Here is a 23,261-nt window from a genome sequence, read left to right as displayed (position 1 = left end):
ACGTGACCCAGGCCACGCAGCCGCCAGTACGCGCGGTGCTGCTGGATATTGAGGGAACGACCATACCGGTTTCCTTCGTCCATGACACATTGTTCCCCTATGCCAGCAAGGCGCTGCCGGAACTGCTGCGCAAGCGGGCGGATGACCCGGACGTGCGCGCGCAGGTGGCGGAAATCGCCCGTCTTGCCCCCGGCGTGCCGCCGCTGCGCCAGCTGGAGGCATGGATGGATGCCGATGCCAAGGTCGCCCCGCTCAAGGCATTGCAGGGCATGGTCTGGGCGCAGGGTTATGCCGATGGCATGCTGAAGGCCACGCTGTTTCCCGACGTGACACCCGCGCTGCGCTGCTGGGCCGCGGCGGGACTGGCGCTGGCGGTATATTCATCGGGTTCGGTCGCAGCACAGAAGCTGATCTATGGCCACACGACCGAGGGTGATCTGAGCAGCGTCTTCGTCGGCTTTTATGACCTGCAGATGGGCGGCAAGCGGGATGCGCAGAGCTACGTCAACATCCTGCAGGACGCGCAGTGGCAGGCGGGCGACGTCCTGTTCCTGTCCGATGTGGTGGCCGAACTGGATGCGGCAGCGCAGGCGGGCCTGCGCACGTGCCAGATCGTGCGCCCGCAGGATGGCACGCAGCCGGGCACGACCCACCCCGTGGCCACGACGCTGGATGAGGTGGCCGAACGCTTTGGCCTGCCCCGCGCGGGGCAGGCATGAAGGCGCACCTGCATACCGACTGGCGCAACATTCCCGACAGCGCGCGGGGCACGGTGGCGGCGCTGGGTAATTTTGATGGCGTGCATCTGGGCCATGCCCATCTGGTCCATGCGCTGCATGCGGCCCGGCCCGAGCGTGAACTGGCTGTCGTGACGTTCGAGCCGCATCCGCGCGAACTGTTCCGCCCGCAGGACCCGCCCTTTCGCCTGACCCTGCCGCAGGAACGTTTTGCCGCGCTGTCCGCGCTCGGGGTCCGGCATGTGTTCCAGATCGGGTTTGACCGCGAATTCAGCGCCATGAGCGCCGAGGAATTCGTCACCCGCGTGCTGCATGAGGGGCTGGGCCTGCATCATGTCGCCTGCGGCATGGATTTCGCCTTTGGCCACCGCAGGCGCGGCAATGTCGCCTTCCTGACCGAACGGACCGCTGAACTGGGGATCGGCCTGAGTGTTGTGCCCCCGCTGTCGGATGCGCTGGGCCCGTATTCATCAAGCCGCATCCGCAGGCTGCTGCAGGATGGCTACCCCGAACGCGCGGCGGAGGAACTGGGGCGCCCGTGGTCGATTCGCGGCGTGGTCCAGCATGGGGACAAGCGCGGTCGCCTGCTGGGCTTTCCCACCGCCAATATCGCGCTGGGCCGCCATCTGGAACCCGCGCGCGGGGTCTATGCCGTCAGCGTGCGCATGGCGGATGGCCAGGTCTGTCCCGGCGTGGCCAATATCGGGCGCAGGCCCACCATCAATGATGGCCAGGAAAGTCGGCTGGAGGTACACCTGCTGGGCTTCTCGGGCGATCTGTATGGCCAGACCCTGTCGGTGGCGCTGCATACCCTGCTGCGGGCAGAACGTCGTTTTGACGGGCTGGACGCGCTGAAGGAACAGATCGCGCGCGACTGCACGCAGGCGATGGCATACCTGTCCACCCACGAATTCGCGCCCATATCCGCCAGAACTTGACCACGCGCCACCGTGGTCCCCATAAGGTTTCCTGCACGCGGGCCGGTGGTCGCGCATGCACTTCCCCTTGCCAGAAGAACAGAACAGGCCATGTCCGAGTCAAAACCACAGGATCTCTACCGGGAGACGGTCTTCCTGCCGACCACTTCCTTTCCCATGCGGGGCAATCTGCCCAGGCGGGAGCCGGAGATTCTGGCGGGATGGGAGAGCGAGAAGCTTGATGACCGCCTGTTCGCGCAGGCGCGCGGCCGTGACGTGTTCATGCTGCATGACGGCCCGCCCTATGCCAACGGGCACCTGCATATCGGGCACGCTCTGAACAAGATCCTCAAGGACGTGATCAACCGCGCCCACCGCATGTCGGGCTATGGCATCCATTACGTGCCGGGCTGGGACTGCCACGGCCTGCCGATCGAATGGAAGATCGAGGAAGAATACCGCAAGCGCGGGCAGGACAAGGACAGCGTGCCGGTGCTGCAGTTCCGCGCCGAATGTCGCGCCTATGCCCAGAAATGGCTGGATATCCAGGCCAGTGAATTCCGCAGGCTGGGCGTGCAGGCGGAATGGGCGAACCGCTACGCCACCATGGATTTTTCATCCGAGGCGGCGATCGCGGGGGAAATCGGCAAATTCCTGCTCAACGGCCTGCTGTACCGTGGCCTGCGCCCGGTCATGTGGAGCCCGGTTGAAAAAACCGCGCTGGCCGAAGCCGAAATCGAATATCGCGACCATGAATCCACCGCCATTCACGTGGCGTTCCCCATCGTGACCGACCCCACGCCCGCCAGGGCGCTGCAGGACGTTGCGGCGGTGATCTGGACCACCACGCCGTGGACCATTCCTGCCAACCGCGCCATCGCCTATGGCCCCGACATCACCTATGCCGTGGTGCGCGTCGATGGCGTGGGCGACAATGCGACACTGGAACCCGAGGCCCGCGTGCTGGTGGCCGAGGATCTGATCGCCCCGTTCTGCGAGGCGGCGAATGTCACGGCCCACCATGTGCTGTACACACTGCCTGGCAGCGCGCTGGAAGGTGCCGTCTGCGCCCATCCGCTGCGCGGGCAGGGCTATGATTTCGACGTGCCGCTGCTGCCCGGCGCGCATGTCACCACCGAGGCGGGCACCGGGCTGGTGCACACCGCCCCGGCCCATGGTGAGGACGACTTCAACCTTGGCCGCGCCTATGGCCTTGAGGTTACCGAACTGGTGATGGACGATGGCCGCTATGCCGACTGGGTGCCGCTGTTCGCCGGTGGCCATGTGTTCAAGGCGGCCGAGCCGGTGTGCCAGGCGCTGCTGGAGGCCATGCAGCGCGCCGTTGCTGCAGGCACCGCGCCGTGCGGGCTGGTGGCGCGGGCGACGCTGGTCCATTCCTATCCGCATTCGTGGCGGTCGCGCGCGCCGATCATCTACCGCGCCACCCCGCAGTGGTTCATCCGCATGGATGGCGACGGGCACTTACGTGACCGCGCACTGACGGCGCTGGAAAAGGTGACATTCGTGCCGGCTCAGGCGCGTAACCGCCTGACCTCCATGGTGGCGGGCCGCCCCGACTGGTGCATCAGTCGCCAGCGCGCGTGGGGCGTGCCGATTGCCGTATTCGTGGAAAAGCGCACGGGCGAGGTCCTGCGCGATGCCGCGGTGATGGAGCGTATTGTCGACGCCTTCAGCGCCGAAGGGGCGGATGCATGGTACAGTTCCCCCGCCGCGCGTTTCCTTGGCGATGGCCGCAATCCTGACGACTACGAACAGGTGTTCGATATTGTCGATGTGTGGTTCGAAAGCGGTTCGACCCATGCCTTCGTGCTGGGCCATGGCGACATGCCGTTCCCTGCCGACCTGTATCTGGAAGGGTCCGACCAGCATCGTGGCTGGTTCCAGTCCTCGCTGCTGGAAAGTGTCGGTACCCGTGGCGTGGCCCCGTACAAGGCGCTGGTCACCAATGGCTTCGTGCTGGATGAGCAGGGCCGCAAGATGTCCAAGTCGCTGGGCAATGTCATCGCGCCACAGGACGTGAATGACAGCCTTGGCGCCGACATCCTGCGCCTGTGGGTCATGAACTCGGACACCAACGAGGACCTGCGCATCGGCAAGGAAATCCTCAAGCAGCAGGGCGAACTCTACCGTCGCCTGCGCAATACGCTGCGCTGGCTGCTGGGCGCGCTGGATGGCTTTACCGAAGCCGAGCGCGTGCCATACGAACAGCTGCCCGAACTTGAACGCTGGGTCCTGCATCGTATGTCCGAACTGGGCAGCCTTGTGGCGCGCGCGGTGGAAACGCATGAATGGGTCGGGGTCTATCCCGCGCTGCACGGTTTCTGCGCTGCGGACCTGTCGGCCTTCTATTTCGACGTGCGCAAGGACACCATATACTGTGATGGCGCATCCAGCCTGAAGCGCCGCGCGGCGCGCACGGTGCTGGACCAGCTGCATCGCTGCCTGTGCGCATGGCTTGCCCCCGTACTGGTCTTCACGGCGGAAGAGGCGTGGCTGGCCCGTCCCGGCAATTCCGAAAGCATCCACCTGCAGCCGTTCCCCGAACTGCCCACGCAGTGGCACGATGACGCGCTGGGTGAACGCTGGGCAATGCTGCGTGCGGTACGTCGTGTCATCACGACCGAAATCGAAACCGCGCGTCGCGACGGGCTGGTCAAGTCATCGCTGCAGGCCGCACTCGACCTGCCGCTGTCGGAAGCGGAGGCGGCCCGGTTTGAGGGTGTGGACTGGGCGGAACTGACCATTGTCTCGCAGGCGGATGTCACCATCATCGCGGGTGCCGGTTCGATCTACCTTGGCGAGGACGGGGCGCAGGATGGCGTGCCGCATGGCATTCCCACCATCAGCGTGGCAGCGGGGCATAAATGCGCGCGCTGCTGGAAAGTGCTGGAGGAAGTGGGACAGGACAGCGCCCATCCCGAACTGTGCCTGCGTTGTGTCGATGTGGTGCAGGACGGGGCGTAACCTTCATGAACAACCGTGTTCTGGGCGGCGTCTGCCTGCTGGGTGCGCTGGCAGCCGACCAGGCCAGCAAGTTCTGGATACTGAATGTCTATGACCTGCCGGCGCGCATAAGCGTGCCGCTGCTGCCGGTGCTGAACCTGACCATGGTGTGGAACCACGCCATTACATTTGGCATGCTGGGTGGCGCGGGTGCCGCGGGGCGGATCATCTTCTCGGTTGCGGCGCTGGTGATCGTGGCCGGTCTTGCGGTATGGCTTGCGCGCACCCCGCGCCGGTGGGTGGCGGTGGCGCTGGGCATGATCATGGGCGGGGCCATCGGCAATGTCATTGACCGGTTGCGCTTTGGCGCGGTGGTTGATTTCATTGACGCCCATGCCTTTGGCTGGTCATGGCCGGTGTTCAACATTGCCGATGCCATGATTGACTGCGGTGTTGCGATCCTGATTATCGACAACATGCGTCATCGCGATGCAAACTAGGTTAGGAGCGGCCTGCACATGCTTGCCGAACCGTTCCACTAACGGTAATAGGCGAGATATGGCGATTTCTGCTCTCAGACCCCTTTCCTGTGCAATGCTTGTATCGGGCGGCTTCATGCTATCGGGCTGCACCGGTGCCGATGTTTCGCGTGCCTTCGGGCTGGAGCGGAGCCTGCCGGACGAATACACGGTCACGACGCGCGCGCCGCTGTCCATGCCGCCGTCCGATGAACTGGGTGCCCCCAACAGCAACGCCGTCCAGCGCGCGCAGGACACCAACCCGCGCATGCAGGCGCTGGAAACGCTTTCCCCCAATGTGGCGCTGCAGGGGGCTGATGGCCCGGGCAGCGAGGGCCAGACCGCCCTGGTGGGTGAAGCGCAGCAGGCCTCCAACGAGGAGGACAGGGGCGAAATGGGCCGCGCCGATACCAGTTTTGTTGACAAGCTGATGTTCTGGCACGGTGGTGGGGCCGGCAATCTTGTCAACGGCAAGGCCGAGAATGCCCGCCTGCGTGAGGATTCGGCCCTTGGCCGCAACCTGACGCAGGGTGCGACCCCGACCGTCAGCGGTCCCAGCAAATAAATGGTCCGACCGCGTATCTGACCGATGCGCGGCATGTGGCCTGATGCCTGCAATCCGGTCCATGGTGTGAATATGTCTTCTGGTAATGGCCAGCCGGTCATTCGTCGCCTGTCGGAACAGGTCGTCAACCGCATTGCCGCGGGCGAGGTGATTGAACGCCCCGCCGCGGCACTGAAGGAACTGGTGGAAAACGCCATCGATTCCGGTGCGCGCCGGATCCAGATCCGTCTGGACCGGGGTGGCATTGACCGGATCGATGTCACGGATGATGGCTGCGGCATGTCGCCCGAGGACCTGCGGCTTGCGGTGGAGCGGCACTGCACGTCCAAGCTGCGTGACGAGACGCTGGTGCGCATTTCCACCCTTGGTTTCCGCGGCGAGGCTCTGCCCTCCATCGGTGCCGCGGCCCGTCTTACGGTCATGTCCCGGCTGCACGACAGTGATTCGGCCTGGTCGATCCGTGTGGAAGGCGGGGCGGTGGGGGACGTGGAACCCTGCGCGGGTCCGCCCGGCACGCGCGTGCTGGTCGAGGATATGTTTTTCGCAACACCTGCACGGCGGAAATTCCTCAAAAGCCCACGTGTCGAATCCAGCCATGCCGAAAACGTGGTGCGCCGTCTGGCGCTGTCCGTCCCGCATATCGCCTTCCGGCTGGAATTCGACCAGCGCCTGATCCTTGACCTGCCGGCGCAGGACATGGCGGCGCGCGTTGCCGCGATTCTGGAGTCGGGACATGCCGATGGCCTGCTGCCGGTGGAAGGGCAGCGCGGGGACCTGAAACTGAGCGGTTTCATCTGCGCCCCATCCGTGCACCGTGCCACGGCCAATGGTCAGATGCTGCTGGTCAATGGGCGGCCCGTGGTGGATCCGGTGCTGCGCACGGCGGTACGGGTAGCCTATCGCAACGTGATGGAACATGGACGGCACGCAGTTGTGGCCCTGTCGCTGGACATCCCGCCCGAACAGGTGGACGTGAACGTGCATCCCGCCAAGACGGAACTGCGCTATGCCGATTCGGCAGCCGTGCGGGCGCTGGTGATCGGTTCGTTGGGGCGCGCACTGGGCACCGGCGCGGGTGTTGCCGGGGTCAGGCCCGACCTGCTGCAGTCGCGTGGGGCTTCGTCCGCGCGGATCTGGTATCCGCCGGAACGTGCTGCCGATGCCGCAGGGATGTCCACCCGTCTGGCCGCTCCGTCGCCTGCATCCGTACCGTCAGGTACGGCCCTGCCCCCCGGCTTTGCCGAATCGACATTACCCCTGTCCGCCCTGCCCGCCGCGCGCAAGGCAGTCCCCGATGAGCCGGAGACAGCAGTGGCGGATATGGCGCCTGCCATCGACCACCCGCTGGGGGCGGCGGTGGCGCAGGTTCTGGGCACCTATATCGTATCCCAGACGGCGGACGGCGCGCTTGTGCTGGTGGACCAGCATGCCGCCCACGAGCGCCTGACGCATGAGATCCTGCGTGAGCAGTATCTGGGCGGGGAAATCCGTGCCCAGCGCCTGCTGCTGCCCGAGGTGGTGGACCTGCCCGCGCGGCAGGTGGAGGTGCTGCTGTCTTTTGGCCCCGGACTGGCCCGGCTGGGAATCGAGATCGAACCATTTGGCGGTACGGCCGTTCTGGTCCGGACCATGCCGGCCCTTCTGGGCAAGGAAAACCCGGTCGGCATGCTGCGCGACCTGGCCGAGGAACTGGAAGCGGATGATCTGGCCACGCCCGCGCAGGCCGATGCGCTGGATGCGCGCATGGATGCGATCATCGCGCGCATGGCCTGCCACGGCAGCGTACGGGCGGGCCGGAAGCTGACACACGAGGAAATGAACGCCCTGCTGCGGGACATGGAACGGACCCCCCGTTCGGGCACCTGTTCACACGGCCGGCCCACATGGCTGAAGCTGGAAAAGGCTGATCTGGAGCGCATGTTCGGCCGTAGGTGACGCGACGGCACGCCATCCGCCTGGATGGCCATGCAGGCATGGCGGGGTAGGGAATGGGTGTGCCCTCTGCATAATGTGAGCGGGGGCTTACTGGATTCTCCGGCGGCAACGCCACTAGGGTCAGCCATTATCCATGGATGATGTGAGACCGAATGTGCATCCGATCCTGCTCTCCCTAGTTACGTATCTGCCTCTCGCCGGGGCATTGGCCATATTGCTGACGCGTGGCACGACCCAGACGGTCGAGACCGCCGCCCGGTGGGTGGCGTTGTGGACCAGTGGCATTGTCTTCGCGCTGGCCGTGATCATGTGGGCCGAATTTGATCCCGCCCGGCCGGGCATCCAGTTTGAACAGCAGGTGGGATGGGCCAGCGGCGCTGGCATTTCCTACCATGCCGGGCTGGATGGCATCAGCCTTATGTTCGTGCTGCTGTCCGCGTTCCTGACCCCGCTGTCCATTATCGGGGGCTGGCGTCAGGTGACGGGGCGTGTGCGGGATTACATGATCGCCATGCTGGTGCTGGAAACAACGCTGATCGGGCTGTTTTCCGCCCTTGATCTGGTGCTGTTCTATCTGTTCTACGAAGCGACCCTGCTGCCCGCCAGCCTTATGATTGGGGTATGGGGCGGGCCGAAGCGGGTATGGGCATCGCTGCAGTTCTTCCTGTTCACCTTTGGCGGGTCGCTGTTCATGCTGCTGGCGCTGCTGGCCATGTGGAACGCGGCGGGCACGACCGATATCGTGGCTCTGCAGCATCATGGCTTTGGCCATGCCATGCAGTGCTGGCTGCTGGCGGGCTTCATCATCGCCTTTGGCGTCAAGCTGCCGCTGTTTCCGCTGCATGCGTGGCTGCCCGATGCCTATACCGAGGCCCCGACCCCGGCATCCGTCATGCTGTCGGGCGTACTGTCCAAGGCGGGGGCGTATGGCCTGCTGCGCTTTGGCGTGATGATGTTCCCCGATGCCGCGCGCCTGTTCGCGCCGGTGGTGCTGACGCTGGGGGTGATTGCGGTGATCTATGCCGCGATGATCGCGCTGGCGCAGACGGACATGAAGCGGGTGATCGCCTATTCCTCGTTCTCGCATATGGGGGTGATTGCCATCGGGCTGTTCACCATGACGCCCGAGGGAATCGATGGTGCGATTTTCCAGATGCTGTCGCATGGCATCGTGATCGCGGCGCTGTTCTTCTGTGTTTCCGCCGTATCGTGGCGGGCTGAAACCCGTGAAATCAGTACATTTTCAGGCGTTGCGCACAAGATGCCTGTGCTGGCCACGCTGGCCATGCTGTTTGTCATGGCCAATATCGGCCTGCCGGGCACGGGCGCATTCGTGGGGGAATTCCTGGTCATGGTCGGCGCGCTGCATGTGTCGTTCTGGCTGGCCTTCCTTGGGGGGACCAGTATGATCCTTGGTGCGGTCTATATGCTGGTGCTGTATCGCCGGGTGCTGTTCGGGGCGGATCGTGGCGGGATTGTCGCCCTGCTGCGTGACCTGACGGGACAGGAACTGGCGGTGCTGGTGCCGCTGGCGGTCGTGACGATCTGGATGGGGGTGCATCCGGGGTCGTTCCTGCGGGTGTTCGACCCGGCCGTGACCGGTCTGCTGCATCCGGTGACAACCGTCGCCACGGTTGACCCGCAGCAGGTTGTTCCGGTGACGGGCGCAGGTTGAAGCTGAAAAAACAAAAGGTTTCAGGTACCGTCTTTTTGTAGAAAGGCGGTATCCCCTGAAGCTTCTTCAGGATTGTATAAAAAAGCCCGGTTACCTTGGGACAGGTGACCGGGCTTCTGTCGTTGTGAATGGTTCAGACGTCGAGGTTATCGACCTGACGGGCATGTTCCTGAATGAAACGGAAGCGCAGTTCCGCCTTGCGTCCCATCAGGTGTTCCACGCGTTCCAGCGTCAGCGCCCTGTCTTCGGGCGGGGTGATGACCTTCAGCAGGGTACGGTGCTTCGGGTCCATGGTGGTCTGTTTCAGGTCGCCGGGCGGCATTTCACCAAGACCCTTGAAGCGGGAGACCTCGACCTTGCTGTTGGGCTTGAAATCCTTCTTCATCTTCCGCTCACGGTCGGCATCGTCCATGGCGTAAACGCTCTTGCCGCCCTGTGTCAGGCGGTACAGCGGTGGCTGGGCCAGATACAGGTGCCCGCCCCGGATCAGGCCTGGCAGTTCACGATAGAAGAACGTCATGAGCAGCGAGGCGATATGCGCCCCGTCCACATCCGCGTCGGTCATGATGATGATGCGGCCATAACGCAGCTTGGTCGCGTCGAAACGTTCCCCCATGCCGCAGCCCAGTGCCTCCACCAGATCGCGGAGTTCCTGGTTGCCACGCAGCTTTTCGGTCGAGGCGCTGGCAACGTTCAGGATCTTGCCCCGCAGCGGCAGGACAGCCTGTGTTTCGCGGTTGCGGGCCTGTTTGGCGGAGCCACCTGCCGAATCCCCCTCGACAAGGAAGATTTCGGTCTCGGCCGCGTTTTCGCGCGTGCAGTCCGTCAGCTTGCCCGGCAGGCGCAGGCGGCGGGTGGCGCTCTTGCGGGGCGTGTCTTTCTGTTCCTTGCGGCGCAGGCGTTCTTCGGCCCGTTCCACCACGAAGGCCAGCAGGTTGTCCGCCTGTGGCGGGTTGCCCGCCAGCCAGTGGTCGAAACGGTCGCGCAGCGCGGTTTCAACCAGTTTGCTGGCCTCGCTGCTGGTCAGCTTTTCCTTGGTCTGGCCCTGGAACTGCGGGTCACGGATGAAGACGGACAGCTTGGCGGCGATACAGCCAAGGATGTCATCGGCGTTGATGCTGGCCGCGCGCTTGTTGGCGCGCTGTTCACCCCAGTTGCGCAGGCCCTTGAGCAGCGCGTTGCGAAAGCCCGTCTCGTGCGTGCCGCCATTGGGCGTTGGAATGGTGTTGCAGTATGACGCCAGGGCCGCCGTACCCTGTTCCAGGAAGGCGATCGCCCATTCCATACGGCCGGTATCCACCCCGTCGGGGCCGGTAGGCAGGTCCGCATCCCCCGCCCACAGGTCGGTCAGCAGGGCGGCCTTGTCACCCAGTTCGTCACGCAGGCTGTCCGCCAGCCCACCGGGGAAATGCAGGACGGCTTCCGCAGGAACCTCATCATTGCGGATAAGGGACGGATCGCATGACCAGCGGATGGTGACGCCACGGAACAGGAACGCCTTGGACCGGCATAGCCGGTACAGCCGCAGGGGTGAGAAATGCAGCCGCCCGAAAATCTGCGGATCCGGGGTAAAGCGGATCTGCGTGCCGCGCCGGTTGTTGACCGGGCCAATCTTTTCCACGCCGCTTAACGGGTGGCCGCGTTCATAGACCTGCCGCCACAGTTCGCGGTCGCGCGCGATCTCGACTTCCATGCGCGATGCCAGTGCATTGACCACCGATGACCCCACGCCATGCAGGCCGCCCGACGTGGCGTATGCCTTGCCCGAAAACTTGCCGCCCGCATGTAGTGTGGTCAGGATGACCTCCAGCGCCGAACGGTCGGGAAAACGCGGGTGCGGGTCCACCGGTATGCCACGACCGTTGTCGCGTATGGTCAGGCAGTCGCCGGCTTCCAGCGATACGTCGATGGTAGTGGCGTGTCCGGCTACGGCTTCGTCCATCGCGTTATCAAGGATTTCGGAGGCGAGGTGGTGATACGCCGTCTCATCCGTGCCGCCGATATACATGCCCGGACGGCGGCGCACGGGTTCCAGGCCCTCCAGTACCTCGATGGCGCTGGCATCATAGGCATCGGGGCCGTTTTTGGCATTATCTGGCATGGGGGCAGGGGAAACCTTGCGTCGGGTGGGCTTTGCGGGGCCTGCAGGTGCGGAAAAAAGATCGTCGTTCATGAAGCGTTCTTTTTGTTCTGTCGGGTCGCGTCCTGTCAAGCCATAAGGCCCTGCACGCCGCATGGACTATGCCTGCACTTGTGCGCATGAAAAAGGCCGGACACGGGCCCGGCCATATTTTTTCTTCATGCCCGATCGGGGATTGAGCTAGCTGCGGACCGTGCGGCGGGCCGTGGTACGGCTGCGTGTGCTGGTGGCCGGGCGGTTGGGCGCGGTGCAGGTCAGGTAGGATGCCGGCTGAAGGATATCCTTGGCCTGGGCATAGTTGGACAGGTCGGCGGAGCTTTCAAGCACCTGCACCTCATCGAACATGGACATGCGCTGCTGGCAGAAGGCGGTGCCGGATTTCAGCCCACGTTCGGACTGCACATTGGCAAGCTGAGTGATGTAATCGTCATGCTGGCGCTGTGAATTGCGGCCGTAGGTGCTGTTGAAATAGCTGTTGAGGACATGCTCCTCAGCGGCCAGTTTGGGGCGGAATTTCGTCACGAAGTTGTTGTACTTGTCCTGCGCGCCGCATGACAGGGCCGTGACCATCAGCTCGCTTTTCAGGCCCTGCACGTCAAAGGCTTCATGCGCGGGGGAGGGGGAGCAGGGGCCGGCAGCCAGTGCCTGCCCACCATTAACCAGCCCCATGAGGGCAAGGGCAGCAGCGCCAGCGCGCCAGATCGACATGGACATCAGGACGGGTTCTCCAGATATTGGGGCAGTTGCCAACGGGGAATGCACGGACCCCGCATATTCCGGCAGGAATGAAATCCGGATCAGGTCTATAGCGCAAACCGGCACGCGCCAAAAGGGAGGGATATCCTTCCCTGTTCAAAAAGATGCGTCAGACCCGCCACGTGGGATGACAGCGCCCCCGGCGCGGGCTATGCCACACAGGCAGGACCTGTCCGCTTGCGTAAAAGGACCAACAGGTCTTTCCCACGGGGGTGCGTTGCTCTAGAGCATATGCAAAACCGGTTAGCCGTTGTGCCGATCCAGACCGTTACGGGACGGCGCGGGCGAAACTGTCCTGATAACGGGTATGTATCAAATACAGCGGAGCTGACGAGTGCGACTGCGACTGTCTGCAATCATGATGACGACGGGCATTCTGCTCGCCGGATGTGACAACAAATCGGCCGTAAACCTTGGTGGTATCGGCGGAACCCCCAACCCCTACAACTACATGAAGGCGTCCGGGCAGTGTCAGGTGACCGGCCCCACCGCGGCTGGCAAGGACACCAGGGCCGCCAGCATGCAGGTGCGCAGCGATGACGGGTACTGCGCGATCGAGACGCGCGCCTCCGCAGGTCACCCCTATGCATCGTTTGGCGTGTCCCCGGCACCTGAACATGGCAAGGCGTTCATCTACAACTATAACGATCACACTTACGTGACGTACACGCCCAACACCGCCTATTCTGGCCAGGACAAATTCCGCGTTGTGCTGATTACGGGTGAAAAGCAGCCGCGCGAATACATGGACGTGACGGCTAACGTCACTGCACCGGCTGTCGGCGCGAAATAACACCTGTGTCCCGGCCCCCATCCGTGGGGCCGGGACATGTGCCGCGGTGTCTGCCAGCCCGTATCAGATGGAAAAAGTGATGGGTTCGGGCAGGGGGCGGCGCATGCCGGCATGTTCGGCCCGGCGTACCAGGTCATCCAGGCTGATCTTGCGACATTCCTCATCCAGCATGGTGTCGAATTCCTGCCAGCAGGGTTCCACCACCTTCTGGAACAGGCCACCGATCGGCCCGTCATCCGTGTTGTCCTCCGCCGTGATGACGGACAGGATATCCGACAGCAGGATATCGCGCCGGGGGCGGCCCAGACGGTAGCCCCCGCGTGGCCCGCGCACGCTTTCCAGCAGCCCGGAACGCGACAGGGTCTGCAGCAGCGGTTCGATCCCGCGTCGGGCCAGTCCCGCGCGCTCGGCAATGTCGGCAGCACTTATGGTGCCGTTGCGCCCCGCGTGAAAGGCTACGTCAAGCATGATCAGGATTGCGATCATGGTCCTGTCCCGCCGGAGCAGCATATCGTTCAGCCTCGCTTTGAATGGATTTGGAAACCAGTCCGCTTCATTTACCAGCAATCCCCCGATTTATCCACGCTTCTGTGCAGGAGGATGGTGGATTATGTACAGATTGTATGCGTGAATAGGCCATTTCCGCAACAAGGAGTGATAACGAATGAAAAAGACCACCCCACCAGATCGCACGTATGGTTTTGCAGCACCTCGTGGCAAGGTCTACGACTCCATTGTCGATACCGTGGGGGGAACGCCACTGGTGGCGCTGCCGCATCTGACCCGTGAGGACGGGTTGCAGAGTCGGATATTGATGAAGCTGGAGTTTTTCAATCCCCTGGCGTCCGTAAAGGACCGTATCGGCGCGGCCATGATCGAGGATGCGGAAAGCCGTGGCGAAATCCATCCGGGCAGGACCACCCTGGTCGAACCGACGTCGGGCAATACGGGCATTTCGCTGGCGTTCGTCGCGGCCGCGCGTGGGTACCGCCTGATTGTCACCATGCCTGAAGGCGCATCGATCGAACGGCGGAAGATGCTGCGTCTGCTGGATGCGCAGCTGGAACTGACCCCGTCGCGGCTGGGAATGGCGGGGGCAATCGCGCGCGCCGAGGAGATCCTGAAAAAGACCCCAAATGCCTGGATGCCCCGGCAGTTTGACAATCCGGCCAATCCTGCCATCCACGCCGCCACTACGGCCGAGGAGATCTGGGTCGATACGGCGGGGGAAGTCGATATCGTGGTTGCCGGCCTGGGCACGGGTGGGACCGCCAGCGGCATTGCGCACGGCCTGAAGCCCCGCAAGGAGAGCCTTCAGGTCTATGGTGTCGAACCGATGGAAAGTGCCATCCTGAATGGTGATGAACCGGGACCGCACGGCATTCAGGGCATCGGTCCGGGCTTTTGTCCCCGCACGCTTGATCTTGCGGCGCTGGATGGGGTGATCCCCGTATCGGAACGTGAAGCCATCGCGGCGGCACGGCGCTGTGCCCGGCTGGATGGGGTGCCGGTGGGCATTTCCTCGGGGGCTGCGCTGCATGCGGCGGTACAGCTGGCGGGACGGCCGGAAAACGCAGGCAAGACCATCGTGACCATCGCGCCGTCCTTTGCCGAACGCTACCTGTCCACCTCGCTCTTTACCGGGCTGGTCTGATCCATTGCCTGCGCGTGGCCTGACGGGCCGCACATATGGAAAAAGCGGCTGCCCCATCGGGCGCCGCTTTTTTCTTTTCCATGATCAGACGGGATGCGGGATCAGTGCAGGATGATCTCGACGCGCCGGTTCTGGGCTTCACGCGTGTTGGCTGCGGTCTGGACCAGCGGGTTGGCATCGCCATAGCCATGAATGTCAATGGACGGACCGGGGACGCCATCACGCACCAGTTCGGCCTTGATCACCTGCGCCCGCTTGATGGACAGGGCCTGATTGTATTTTTCACCCTGCGGGCCGGGATGGGCGGCCGAGTTGTCGGTATATCCGTTCACCTCGATCCGGGTGGTCTGGGTATTGGTTGAAGCCTGTGCCGCCACGGCCACGATGGACCGGGCACGGTCGGTCAGGTCGCTGCGGTCCCAGTTAAAGAATACGAGATACGTGCGGTTTTCCGCCGGTGCAGGTGCCGCGACGGTCGCAGGCGGCGGCGGTGGCGGCGGGGCGGGATTGAACTCGTACCGCAACCCGAGCATGAGCGAATGGTTGAAGTCGGTCCGGCTGTCGCGGTTGCCGTTACGGAACCCATAATCGCTGTTCATGGCCGACAGGGCCGTGGCGCTGCCACTGACAATGGAATGGTGCGACTGCGGGCCCAGCATGGTCCAGAACCGGTATTCCGCCGTGGCGGACAGGCCCACAACCCACGGCATGGGGAAGGACAGGCCGAAAATGCCCTGATAGGCGAAGTTGCCATAAGTGCCGCCCACATGCTGGCTGTAGTTCTGGCCATTCACGTTGCCGGTAATGGTGCTGTTCATGTTCTGCCAGCCATAGCCGATACCCGCGCCGAAATACGGGAACAGCCAGCTTTTGCCGATATCCAGGTCGAACAGGGCATTGGCCATAAGGCCCGATTCCTGCTGCCGGCCATCGGCATGGGCATGGTACGCGGCATTGCCGCCCACCGTCTTCATGTCGTTGTTGCGGTAGAAGCCTTCAAGTTCGACACGGAAGCCGTTGCCCAGTCCCCAGCCAAGGCTGCCGATGCCGGTGGCCCCTGTCTTGAATTCATCACGCGCGGAAGAATGGCGTATGACCTGCCCCTGGTTGAAGCTGGCGCCGCCTTCACCGGTGATATACAGGCCCTGGACAGGCTGGGCGAATACAGGAGCGGAGACCAGTACGGAGCCCAGGGTAACCGAGGCAGCCAATAAAGACCCTGCAAGCAATCCGTACCGCAGATTCATACTCTTCTTCTCCCTTCGACGGGCCTCTTCCGGCATATCGGCCCGGTCGGGTGCACGTGCCCTATTCCCTGAAATGATCAGCATCAGCTTTCTTTTGCTGAAATAAACCAGCCCTGACAATCCATTGCCGCCACCTTATCGACCGCTTTGGGCGGCTGCGCCAACTGTCACACCGGAGTGTGTGCGAGATGCCACACCCCTGTCCGGACTGGTTTCCGTGTTGTTCACTCCTGAGGAATCACGTCTTTCATATCATCTTTGCTTCAAACGGTGGCATCAGGTCCGGCGTCTCGAATTCAAGAACCCACAAATCCGGGTCCCGTTCCATCTGCCTTGTAACATAGGCATCAACACCGGCCTGATCTACAGCCGCCTCTCCTGTAGCGCGGAACCATGCCCGGCGTCCATCGTGGGTGCGTGTCTGGGCCAGCACAGACATGTGTCCTGCCCGCCCCAGCAGCACGATCAGGACGCCGCCCGCGTCATCATCGCCATGGTGCAGGACCATGCCCGGATTTCCCTTTTGTCCAGCCTGGCGCAGCATTGCCTTGACCCAGATGCCGGTTTTCAGACGCGCTTCTTCCATTGGGGCGGACTTCTCCGGTAATGCAGAAAAACAGCGGGAGGTATGCAGGAATAGCACGGTTTCCGGCACGGTTGTGGCTTACCCGCCGTTTGCGGGCGCGGCCCCTTCTTCGGGAATGGTGGACAGGGCGGCGTGGTACTCGACGGGATTGTCCAGCAGGGAATGTGCGGCATCAAGGTCGCTGTCCGTGCCAATGGCGGCGGGACATGCCTTGCGGATGGTCAGGATACGCGACAGGTCAACGGGATAGCGGATCTGGCGGGCCGCCGCGACCCATTCCCGGCTGTCCGCGCTGCCTTCCGCCAGGTTCTGGAGCTGGCGTTCGAGCTCACTTTCCCCAAGGCTGGTGCAGACCTGCGGCATGACGCCCAGCCCCTGCAGTGGCCAGCCCAGCGGCGCCAGCACGCGACTCCACGTAACGAACAGCTCCGCCCCGTTGGGCATCTGGCCAATGGTCTGCACCAGACCCTTGCCCAGCGTGGCGCTGCCTATGACCACGCCGCGTTTCTGGTCAGCCAGGGCCGCAGCCAGTATTTCGGCCGCGCTGGCGGTCCGTCCGTCCACCAGCACGATAATGGGCAGGCCATTGGTCATGTCGCCACCCTGCACGGCCCAGACATGGTTGGCCTGCGGGTCACGGCCCTGTGTTATGGCTGCAACACCGTGATCAAGCATCAGCGCCGATGTGGTGACCGCCTGCTGCAGCACGCCGCCCCGGTTGCCACGCAGGTCGATGATCAGACCCGAAATGCCGGGTACGTTCATGGCCTCGTCCAGGTACTGGCTCATTTCCTCCGCCGTGTTGGCGGAAAAGGCGGTGATGTGCAGGACCACATGCTTGCCGCTGGTATAGGCGAACACGGTTTCGGGGGGGGGGAGGCGCGATGCAGCGTGACCGTGCTCTGCCGTCCCTTCGACTCGACAGTGATGCGCACGAGGCTGCCAGTGGGACCGTTCAGCCATGACGTCACGGTTTCCAGAGTGCGGGATGCGGTGGCGCGTCCGTTTATGGCCCGTACGATCTGCCCCGCGGCCAGACTGGTGGGCCATGCAGGGCCATTCGCGTTGACGGCGGTGATGATGATCGCATGATGATCCTGCCCCAGCGTCAGGCCCGCCGTGGCCTCGCCTCCGGTGCGGATGCTGCGGTCCGATACGGCCGCCCCCGGCGGGACATAGCGCGAATACGGGTCAAGGTGGTTGAACAGTTCGTCAAAGAAACCCTGCAGCACGCCATCCTGTCCCGTGCTGCGCATGGCGGGGGAATGGTGCCACGCCACATCCAGTATACGGGTGATCGCCGAACTCCACCCCGCGATGTCGTCCGCCGCGGGCACCGGCAGGGCAAGGACGGTTTTCTGTGTCGCGGCAAGCTGGAGGAAACCGTGCTGTTCCTCGATGCTCAGCGAAGGGTCCAGCGCGCTCAGCCCGTTCAGGCCCCACAGCGCGAAATCATGGATGTCGTGGCTTTCCAGCGTACGGGGCTGCAGGAATGACAGACTCGCCTGAATGACCGAGGAAATGACCCCCAGGTCCATGCTGGCGCCATCGGTCGCCTCCATGCTGTCTTCATGCATGGGGGGCTGGGGTGTTGGTGCGCGCGTGGGCGTGGGGATATCATCGGCGCAGGCGGCCGTGGTCAGCCGGACGATGACAAGCAGCAGCACGATCGTGTCACGCGGGATATGCCCCAGCGTGGAGATGCGCCGCCGCCATACCCCGGCGTGTTCGCCCCCCCGGGACTGAGGACGCAGGACGATGACCGGAAACCGGCTGCGTTTCATGTCCGCCGCCTGCGATGGCTGGGTGGTGTGTCGGGCAGTGCCAGCAGGACTGTCCCCCGGATGGCGCATGCTTCTTCTATCCGTACGCGCAGGGCCTGACCGGGGCGGAATACCATGGTCGTGTCGCGTGCATGCAATGTCTGCGTTTTTTCGTCATGATGCCACTGATCTTCCGGCAGGGCAGACATGGGCAGCAGCGCCGACGTGCCGGTTGCATCCAGCACGGTGAAGATGCCGAATCGCGACAGGCTGGATATATGCGCATCCATGACCGTGCCCACGCGGGCCTGCAGCCATGTGGCGGCGTAGCGTTCCAGCGTTTCGCGTTCGGCCTGTGCCGCGCGGCGTTCGGTGCGGGTAATGGCGAGTCCCGCTTCCTCCAGTTCATCATGGCTGGGGGCGGGGCCGGGTTCCAGCCCGGTGGCGACCAGCAGGGCGCGGTGGGTCAGCAGGTCGGCATAACGGCGGATCGGGCTGGTGAAATGGGCATAGGCGGCCAGGGACAGGCCAAAATGCCCGACTGGTTCGGGGCTGTATTCCGCCTGATTCTGCGCGCGCAGGATCAGTTCGTTCACCAGTCCGGCCTGATCCGTATCGCGGACCTGCTGCAGGATATGGTCAAGATCGGCGGCGCGCAGGCTGCCCACTGGCGGCAGCTTCAGGCCCATGGTGTCCAGCGTGCGGCGCAGGCTTTCCAGCCGTTCGGGCGTCGGCGGCGCGTGGATCCGGTACAGGCAGGGCAGGTGCTGCCCCTCCAGGCATCGGGCGGCGGCGACATTGGCCGCGATCATGAATTCCTCGACCAGGCGGTGGCTGTCGAGACGGATGCGCGGCTGGATGGCCGCGATCTGTCCATGGTCATCCAGCCGCACCTGCCGTTCGGGCAGGTCCAGATCCAGCGTGCCGCGCTGTGCCCGCGCCGTGGACAGGCATCGCCATGCCCCGAACAGACTGTCCAGCAGCCCGTCGGGCAGGGTGGCAACGCTGGCGTCCGGCGCGCCATCACGCGCCGCCTGCACCTGTTCATAGGTCAGTCGGGCGGCACTGCGCATGATGCCGCGCCCGAAGCGGGCATTGCTGATGGCGCCGTCGGCAGCCACGTCCATGTTGACGAAAATACAGCCCCGATCTTCCCCGGGGCGGAGCGAACACCACCCGTTGGGCAGGTCTTCGGGCAGCATGGGGATCACCCGGTCGGGGAAGTAGACCGAATTGCCTCGCAGGTGGGCCTCACGGTCCAGTGCGCTGCCCGGCCGCACGTACCACGCGACATCCGCGATGGCGACGGTAATGCGGAATCCCTCACCATCGGGTTCGGCATAGACTGCATCATCAAAATCACGGGCGTCCGCGCCATCAATGGTGACCAGTGGCATGTCGCGCAGGTCGGTGCGCCCCTGTGCCGTGACCCCACGGGCGGCCCTTGCCTGCGCCAGTGCTTCGGTCGGGAAGACATGGGGGATTCCCAGCATGGCCACCGCGATCATGCTTATGGTCCGTGCATCCCCCTGCGGGCCAAGGCGTTCGATGATCCGCGCGGGGTGCAGTCCCGGCCCGGACTGGGGCAGGGGGGTGGCGATGACGATTTCGTTATCCGGGCTGTCCGCGTCCTCGCCCACGGGAATGACCCATTGCGCCTTCGCCCGTCGGTCGGCGGGGGTCAGCGTGCCCGCCGGACGATAGCGCGCAGGCGCAGAGGCCATGGGATCGGTTTCATCAAGGGTGCGGAACAGGCCAACAACCTCCATGGGCGCATCGTTCAGGCGACGCAGCGTGCGGCCTTCGTACCGGCCCGGCCCGACGCGGCGAAGACGGGCGACCACGCGTTCACCAGGTGCCAGGGCAGCCCGGCCACGCAGTTCGGGATGCATGAAGATGACGGGCGCGCTGCCATCGCCATCCCACTGCACGGGCCGGGCAATGGGGTCGCCATCCGAATCCGTGCCGGTGACCTGCACGACCATGGATTCGGGCAGCCGGTCTGAAACACGGAACCGCCGCGCCCCGGCGGGGGCCAGCGTGCCATCCAGCGCCATTTCACGCAGCATCTGGCGCAGGGCCTGTTTGTGTTCGGGCCCCAGACCGAATTCCCGGCTGATCTCGCGCTTGCCGATCCGCCCGGTTGCGTTTTCGATAAACGCGCGAAGCTGTTCACGATCCGGCAGGCCGCCCGCACGGGCCTGTGGCATGCCCGTGGGCAGGGTGTCCGGCATCTCGGAAGTTGCTGGACGCTGCCGTTTCATGATCAGTCGCTCTCGCTTTCGGTCTTGGCCGGGGTGGCCTTCTTGCGGGTCGTGGTCTTGCGCGTGGTCGTCTTGGCTGCGGTTTTGGTCGCCGTCTTGCGGGGGGCGGCCTTTTTCTTCGGCGCGGCTTCGTCGCCTTCGGTGGCTTCGGCCGTCTTTGTCTTCGTCTTGCGGGCCGCGGGCTTGCGGGTGGTGGTCGCTTTCTTGCCCTTGGCCTTCAGCGGCTTGCCCTTTTCGGTCAGCAGCGTCAGCGCCTCGTCCATGGTCACATCGTTCATGTCCTGACCACGTGGCACGGTGGCCACGATGGATCCGTGCTGCACATAAGGACCAAAGCGGCCCTTGCGCACCATGACCGGTTCGCCATCCTTGGGGTGGGGACCAATGGTACGGATGGACGCCAGTTTCTTGGCCAGCGCATCCACCGCGCGGTTCAGCCCCACGGTCAGGACGTCATCATCCTTGTCCAGCGACCCGTACACCGCACCCATTTTCACATATGGCCCGAAACGGCCCAGACCGGCCTCAATCGGTTCGCCCAGTTCGGGATGGATGCCCACGATGCGCGGCAGGGACAGCAGCCCCACGGCCTGTTCCAGCGTGATCTTGTCCCCATCCAGCCCGCGCGGAATGGTGGCGCGCTTCGGCTTGGCCTTCTTGTCTTCCGGGTCGGGCTCGCCCTGCTGCACATACAGGCCCCACGGACCACGGCGCACGGTGACTTCCTCGCCCGTCGGTCCGGTGCCCAGCACGCGCATGCCATCCTTCAGTGCTGCCGCGTCCTCGCCTTCCTTGGTGGGGTCAACCACCAGCTTGCGGGTATACTGGCAGGTAGGATAGTTGGAACACCCTATGAATGCGCCATAACGCCCCAGCTTCAGCCCCAGACGCCCGGTATGGCAGGCGGTGCAGACGCGCGGGTCCTGCCCGTCCTCGCGCTGCGGGAAGAAATAGGGGGCAAGGTCCGCATCCAGCGCCGTGATGACGTCGGAAATCTTCAGGTCCTTGGTCTGGTCCACCGCATGGGAGAAATCGGACCAGAACGCGGACATGACATCCCGCCAGTTCGCGCGCCCGCCGGAAATGTCATCAAGCTGTTCCTCCAGCCCCGCCGTGAACTGCGTATCGACATACCGTTCAAAGAAGGAGGTCAGGAAGGCCGTGACCAGCCGCCCGCGATCCTCGGGCACGAAGCGCCGGTTTTCCAGCTGGACGTAATTCCGGTCGCGCAGCACGGTCAGGATGGAAGCATAGGTGGAGGGACGGCCAATGCCGATTTCCTCCATCTTCTTCACCAGCGACGCTTCCGAATAACGCGGCGGTGGCTGGGTGAAGTGCTGTTCCGCCGCGACATCGCCACGGCCAATGGCGTCACGTTCCTTCATGGCGGGCAGCATGCGGTCCTGATCGTCCTCCGCCTTGGCGGGGGAATCGTCGCGGCCTTCGCTGTACAGGCGCAGGAAACCGTCAAACGCGATCATGGACCCGGTGGCGCGCAGGGTCACGCGCTGCTGGCGGTCCACGATGTCGACTGCGACCTGATCGAGTTCGGCTGACTGCATCTGGCTGGCGACCGAGCGTTTCCACACCAGATCATACAGCTTCTTCTGTTCGGGCGAGAGGTAGCGCGCCATGTCGGCGGGCGTGCGCCGCACGTCGGTCGGGCGGATTGCTTCGTGCGCTTCCTGTGCGTTCTTGGCCTTGGTGGAATACATGCGCGCCTTCTCTGGCACGTATTCCGGTCCGAAGCTGTGGCCGATATGGCCGCGGATGGCGCTTATCGCCTCGCCTGCCATCTGCACGCCGTCGGTTCGCATGTAGGTGATCAGGCCGACCGTCTCGCCACCGATATCAATGCCTTCATACAGCTGCTGCGCGGTGCGCATGGCCACCTGCGCACCCATGCCCAGCTTGCGTGATGCTTCCTGTTGCATGGTCGATGTGGTGAAGGGCGGCGGCGGGTTGCGGCGGACCTTGCGGCGTTCAACCTTTTCAACGCTGAAATCGCCTGCTTCCACCGCTGCCTTCGCGTCCATGGCGCGGGCTTCGGTGTTCAGGTCGAACTGGTCCAGCTTGTGTCCATCCAGATGGGTCAGCCGTGCGGAGAACGCAGCACCCGCCGGCGTGGTCATGCGTGCGATGACCGACCAGTATTCGCGCGGCTTGAAGACCTCGATTTCCGCTTCGCGCTCACAGATCAGGCGCAGGGCGACCGACTGCACGCGGCCCGCGCTGCGCGATCCGGGCAGCTTGCGCCACAGCACGGGCGACAGCGTGAAGCCCACGAGGTAGTCCAGCGCGCGCCGGGCGAGATATGCCTCGATCAGCGGGAAATCCAGCCCGCGTGGATGGGCCATCGCGGTCTTGATGGCGCTTTTGGTGATTTCGTTGAATGTGACGCGCTGCACGTCGATCCCCTTGAGGAGGTTCTTCTCCTCCAGGATCGCGCGCACGTGCCATGAAATGGCCTCGCCCTCACGGTCGGGGTCAGTGGCGAGGTACAGATGCTTTGCCCCACGCAGCGCCTTGGCAATGGCCGCGATCTGGCGGCTGCCGCGCTCGTCGGTTTCCCACACCATGGCAAAGCCTTCGTCGGGCTTGACGCTGCCATCCTTGGGCGGCAGGTCGCGCACATGCCCGAACGAGGCAAGAACCGTGTAGTCATCACCCAGATACTTATTGATCGTTTTCGCCTTGGCTGGCGATTCGACCACCACGACGTCAGTCATTCTGTCTCCGGATCACGA

The 23,261-nt window shown here is 64.0% G+C and carries 16 protein-coding genes and 1 pseudogene; 9 read left to right on the top strand and 8 right to left on the bottom strand.

The genetic code is table 11. From position 1 onward, the window contains the following. Nucleotides 1-2 precede the first annotated feature (2 nt). From mtnC to CFR80_RS09370, 7 genes are all read left to right on the top strand, one after another. Complete coding sequence (gene mtnC / locus CFR80_RS09400) at nt 3-719, top strand: acireductone synthase (RefSeq protein WP_010514823.1); 717 nt, start codon at nt 3-5, stop codon at nt 717-719. After that, a complete protein-coding gene (locus tag CFR80_RS09395) occupies nt 716-1,675 on the top strand; it encodes a bifunctional riboflavin kinase/FAD synthetase (RefSeq protein WP_010514824.1) in 960 nt (319 codons plus the stop codon). Before mtnC ends, CFR80_RS09395 begins: the two co-directional genes overlap by 4 nt. A 90-nt stretch (nt 1,676-1,765) precedes the next feature. After that, complete coding sequence (ileS, locus tag CFR80_RS09390) at nt 1,766-4,639, top strand: isoleucine--tRNA ligase (RefSeq protein ID WP_010514825.1); 2,874 nt, start codon at nt 1,766-1,768, stop codon at nt 4,637-4,639. A 5-nt stretch (nt 4,640-4,644) separates the two neighbouring features. After that, a complete protein-coding gene (gene lspA, locus CFR80_RS09385) occupies nt 4,645-5,118 on the top strand; it encodes a signal peptidase II (RefSeq protein WP_010514826.1) in 474 nt (157 codons plus the stop codon). A 94-nt stretch (nt 5,119-5,212) separates the two neighbouring features. Next, a complete protein-coding gene (locus tag CFR80_RS09380) occupies nt 5,213-5,701 on the top strand; it encodes a DUF3035 domain-containing protein (protein ID WP_010514827.1) in 489 nt (162 codons plus the stop codon). A gap of 72 nt (nt 5,702-5,773) precedes the next feature. Next, nucleotides 5,774-7,636, top strand: coding sequence for a DNA mismatch repair endonuclease MutL (gene mutL, locus CFR80_RS09375; RefSeq protein WP_258367758.1), 1,863 nt, complete (start codon nt 5,774-5,776; stop codon nt 7,634-7,636). Nucleotides 7,637-7,769: 133 nt separating this feature from the next. Continuing rightward, nucleotides 7,770-9,311 carry an NADH-quinone oxidoreductase subunit M gene (locus CFR80_RS09370; protein WP_029329525.1) on the top strand — a complete coding sequence of 514 codons (1,542 nt, stop codon included), beginning with the start codon at nt 7,770-7,772 and terminating at the stop codon, nt 9,309-9,311. 133 nt (nt 9,312-9,444) lie between these two features. Here CFR80_RS09370 and parE read toward each other — a convergent pair whose 3' ends face one another. Together parE and CFR80_RS09360 are read right to left on the bottom strand one after the other, a co-directional pair. Continuing rightward, a complete protein-coding gene (gene parE, locus CFR80_RS09365) occupies nt 9,445-11,484 on the bottom strand; it encodes a DNA topoisomerase IV subunit B (RefSeq protein WP_110507280.1) in 2,040 nt (679 codons plus the stop codon). A 147-nt stretch (nt 11,485-11,631) separates the two neighbouring features. Then, nucleotides 11,632-12,165, bottom strand: coding sequence for a hypothetical protein (locus CFR80_RS09360; RefSeq protein WP_082071147.1), 534 nt, complete (start codon nt 12,163-12,165; stop codon nt 11,632-11,634). 400 nt (nt 12,166-12,565) lie between these two features. Between CFR80_RS09360 and CFR80_RS09355 the strand changes: the two genes are divergently transcribed. Continuing rightward, nucleotides 12,566-13,000, top strand: coding sequence for a hypothetical protein (locus CFR80_RS09355; protein WP_042658882.1), 435 nt, complete (start codon nt 12,566-12,568; stop codon nt 12,998-13,000). Between the two features lie 63 nt (nt 13,001-13,063). Here CFR80_RS09355 and CFR80_RS09350 read toward each other — a convergent pair whose 3' ends face one another. Beyond that, on the bottom strand, nt 13,064-13,510 hold the full coding sequence (locus CFR80_RS09350) for an RrF2 family transcriptional regulator (protein ID WP_026018474.1): 447 nt from the start codon (nt 13,508-13,510) through the stop codon (nt 13,064-13,066). A 154-nt stretch (nt 13,511-13,664) separates the two neighbouring features. On the opposite strand from CFR80_RS09350, the gene cysK reads away from it, so the two are divergent. Beyond that, nucleotides 13,665-14,654 carry a cysteine synthase A gene (cysK, locus tag CFR80_RS09345; protein WP_010514834.1) on the top strand — a complete coding sequence of 330 codons (990 nt, stop codon included), beginning with the start codon at nt 13,665-13,667 and terminating at the stop codon, nt 14,652-14,654. 101 nt (nt 14,655-14,755) lie between these two features. On the opposite strand, the gene CFR80_RS09340 is transcribed toward cysK, so the two are convergent. The 5 genes and pseudogenes from CFR80_RS09340 to topA form a co-directional block, all read right to left on the bottom strand. Beyond that, nucleotides 14,756-15,901: an OmpA family protein gene (locus CFR80_RS09340; protein WP_181418186.1), complete on the bottom strand. Its 1,146-nt coding sequence runs from the start codon at nt 15,899-15,901 to the stop codon at nt 14,756-14,758. Nucleotides 15,902-16,148: 247 nt separating this feature from the next. After that, complete coding sequence (locus CFR80_RS09335; RefSeq protein WP_010514837.1) at nt 16,149-16,487, bottom strand: DUF1491 family protein; 339 nt, start codon at nt 16,485-16,487, stop codon at nt 16,149-16,151. A gap of 78 nt (nt 16,488-16,565) precedes the next feature. Next, nucleotides 16,566-18,271, bottom strand: a pseudogene (locus CFR80_RS09330) (S41 family peptidase). Further along, entirely contained in the window at nt 18,268-20,484 is a 2,217-nt protein-coding gene (locus CFR80_RS09325) for a ribonuclease R family protein (protein WP_029329529.1), read from the bottom strand. The pseudogene CFR80_RS09330 and the gene CFR80_RS09325 overlap by 4 nt, the downstream one beginning before the upstream one ends. Before the next feature lie 32 nt (nt 20,485-20,516). Further along, nucleotides 20,517-23,243 carry a type I DNA topoisomerase gene (gene topA, locus CFR80_RS09320; RefSeq protein ID WP_110507278.1) on the bottom strand — a complete coding sequence of 909 codons (2,727 nt, stop codon included), beginning with the start codon at nt 23,241-23,243 and terminating at the stop codon, nt 20,517-20,519. Between the last annotated feature and the right edge of the window lie 18 nt (nt 23,244-23,261).

The sequence above is a fragment of the Komagataeibacter oboediens genome, assembly GCF_003207815.1.
In the GTDB taxonomy this organism is placed as follows: Bacteria; Pseudomonadota; Alphaproteobacteria; order Acetobacterales; family Acetobacteraceae; genus Komagataeibacter; species Komagataeibacter oboediens.
This window is presented reverse-complemented; position numbering and strand designations above follow the sequence as displayed.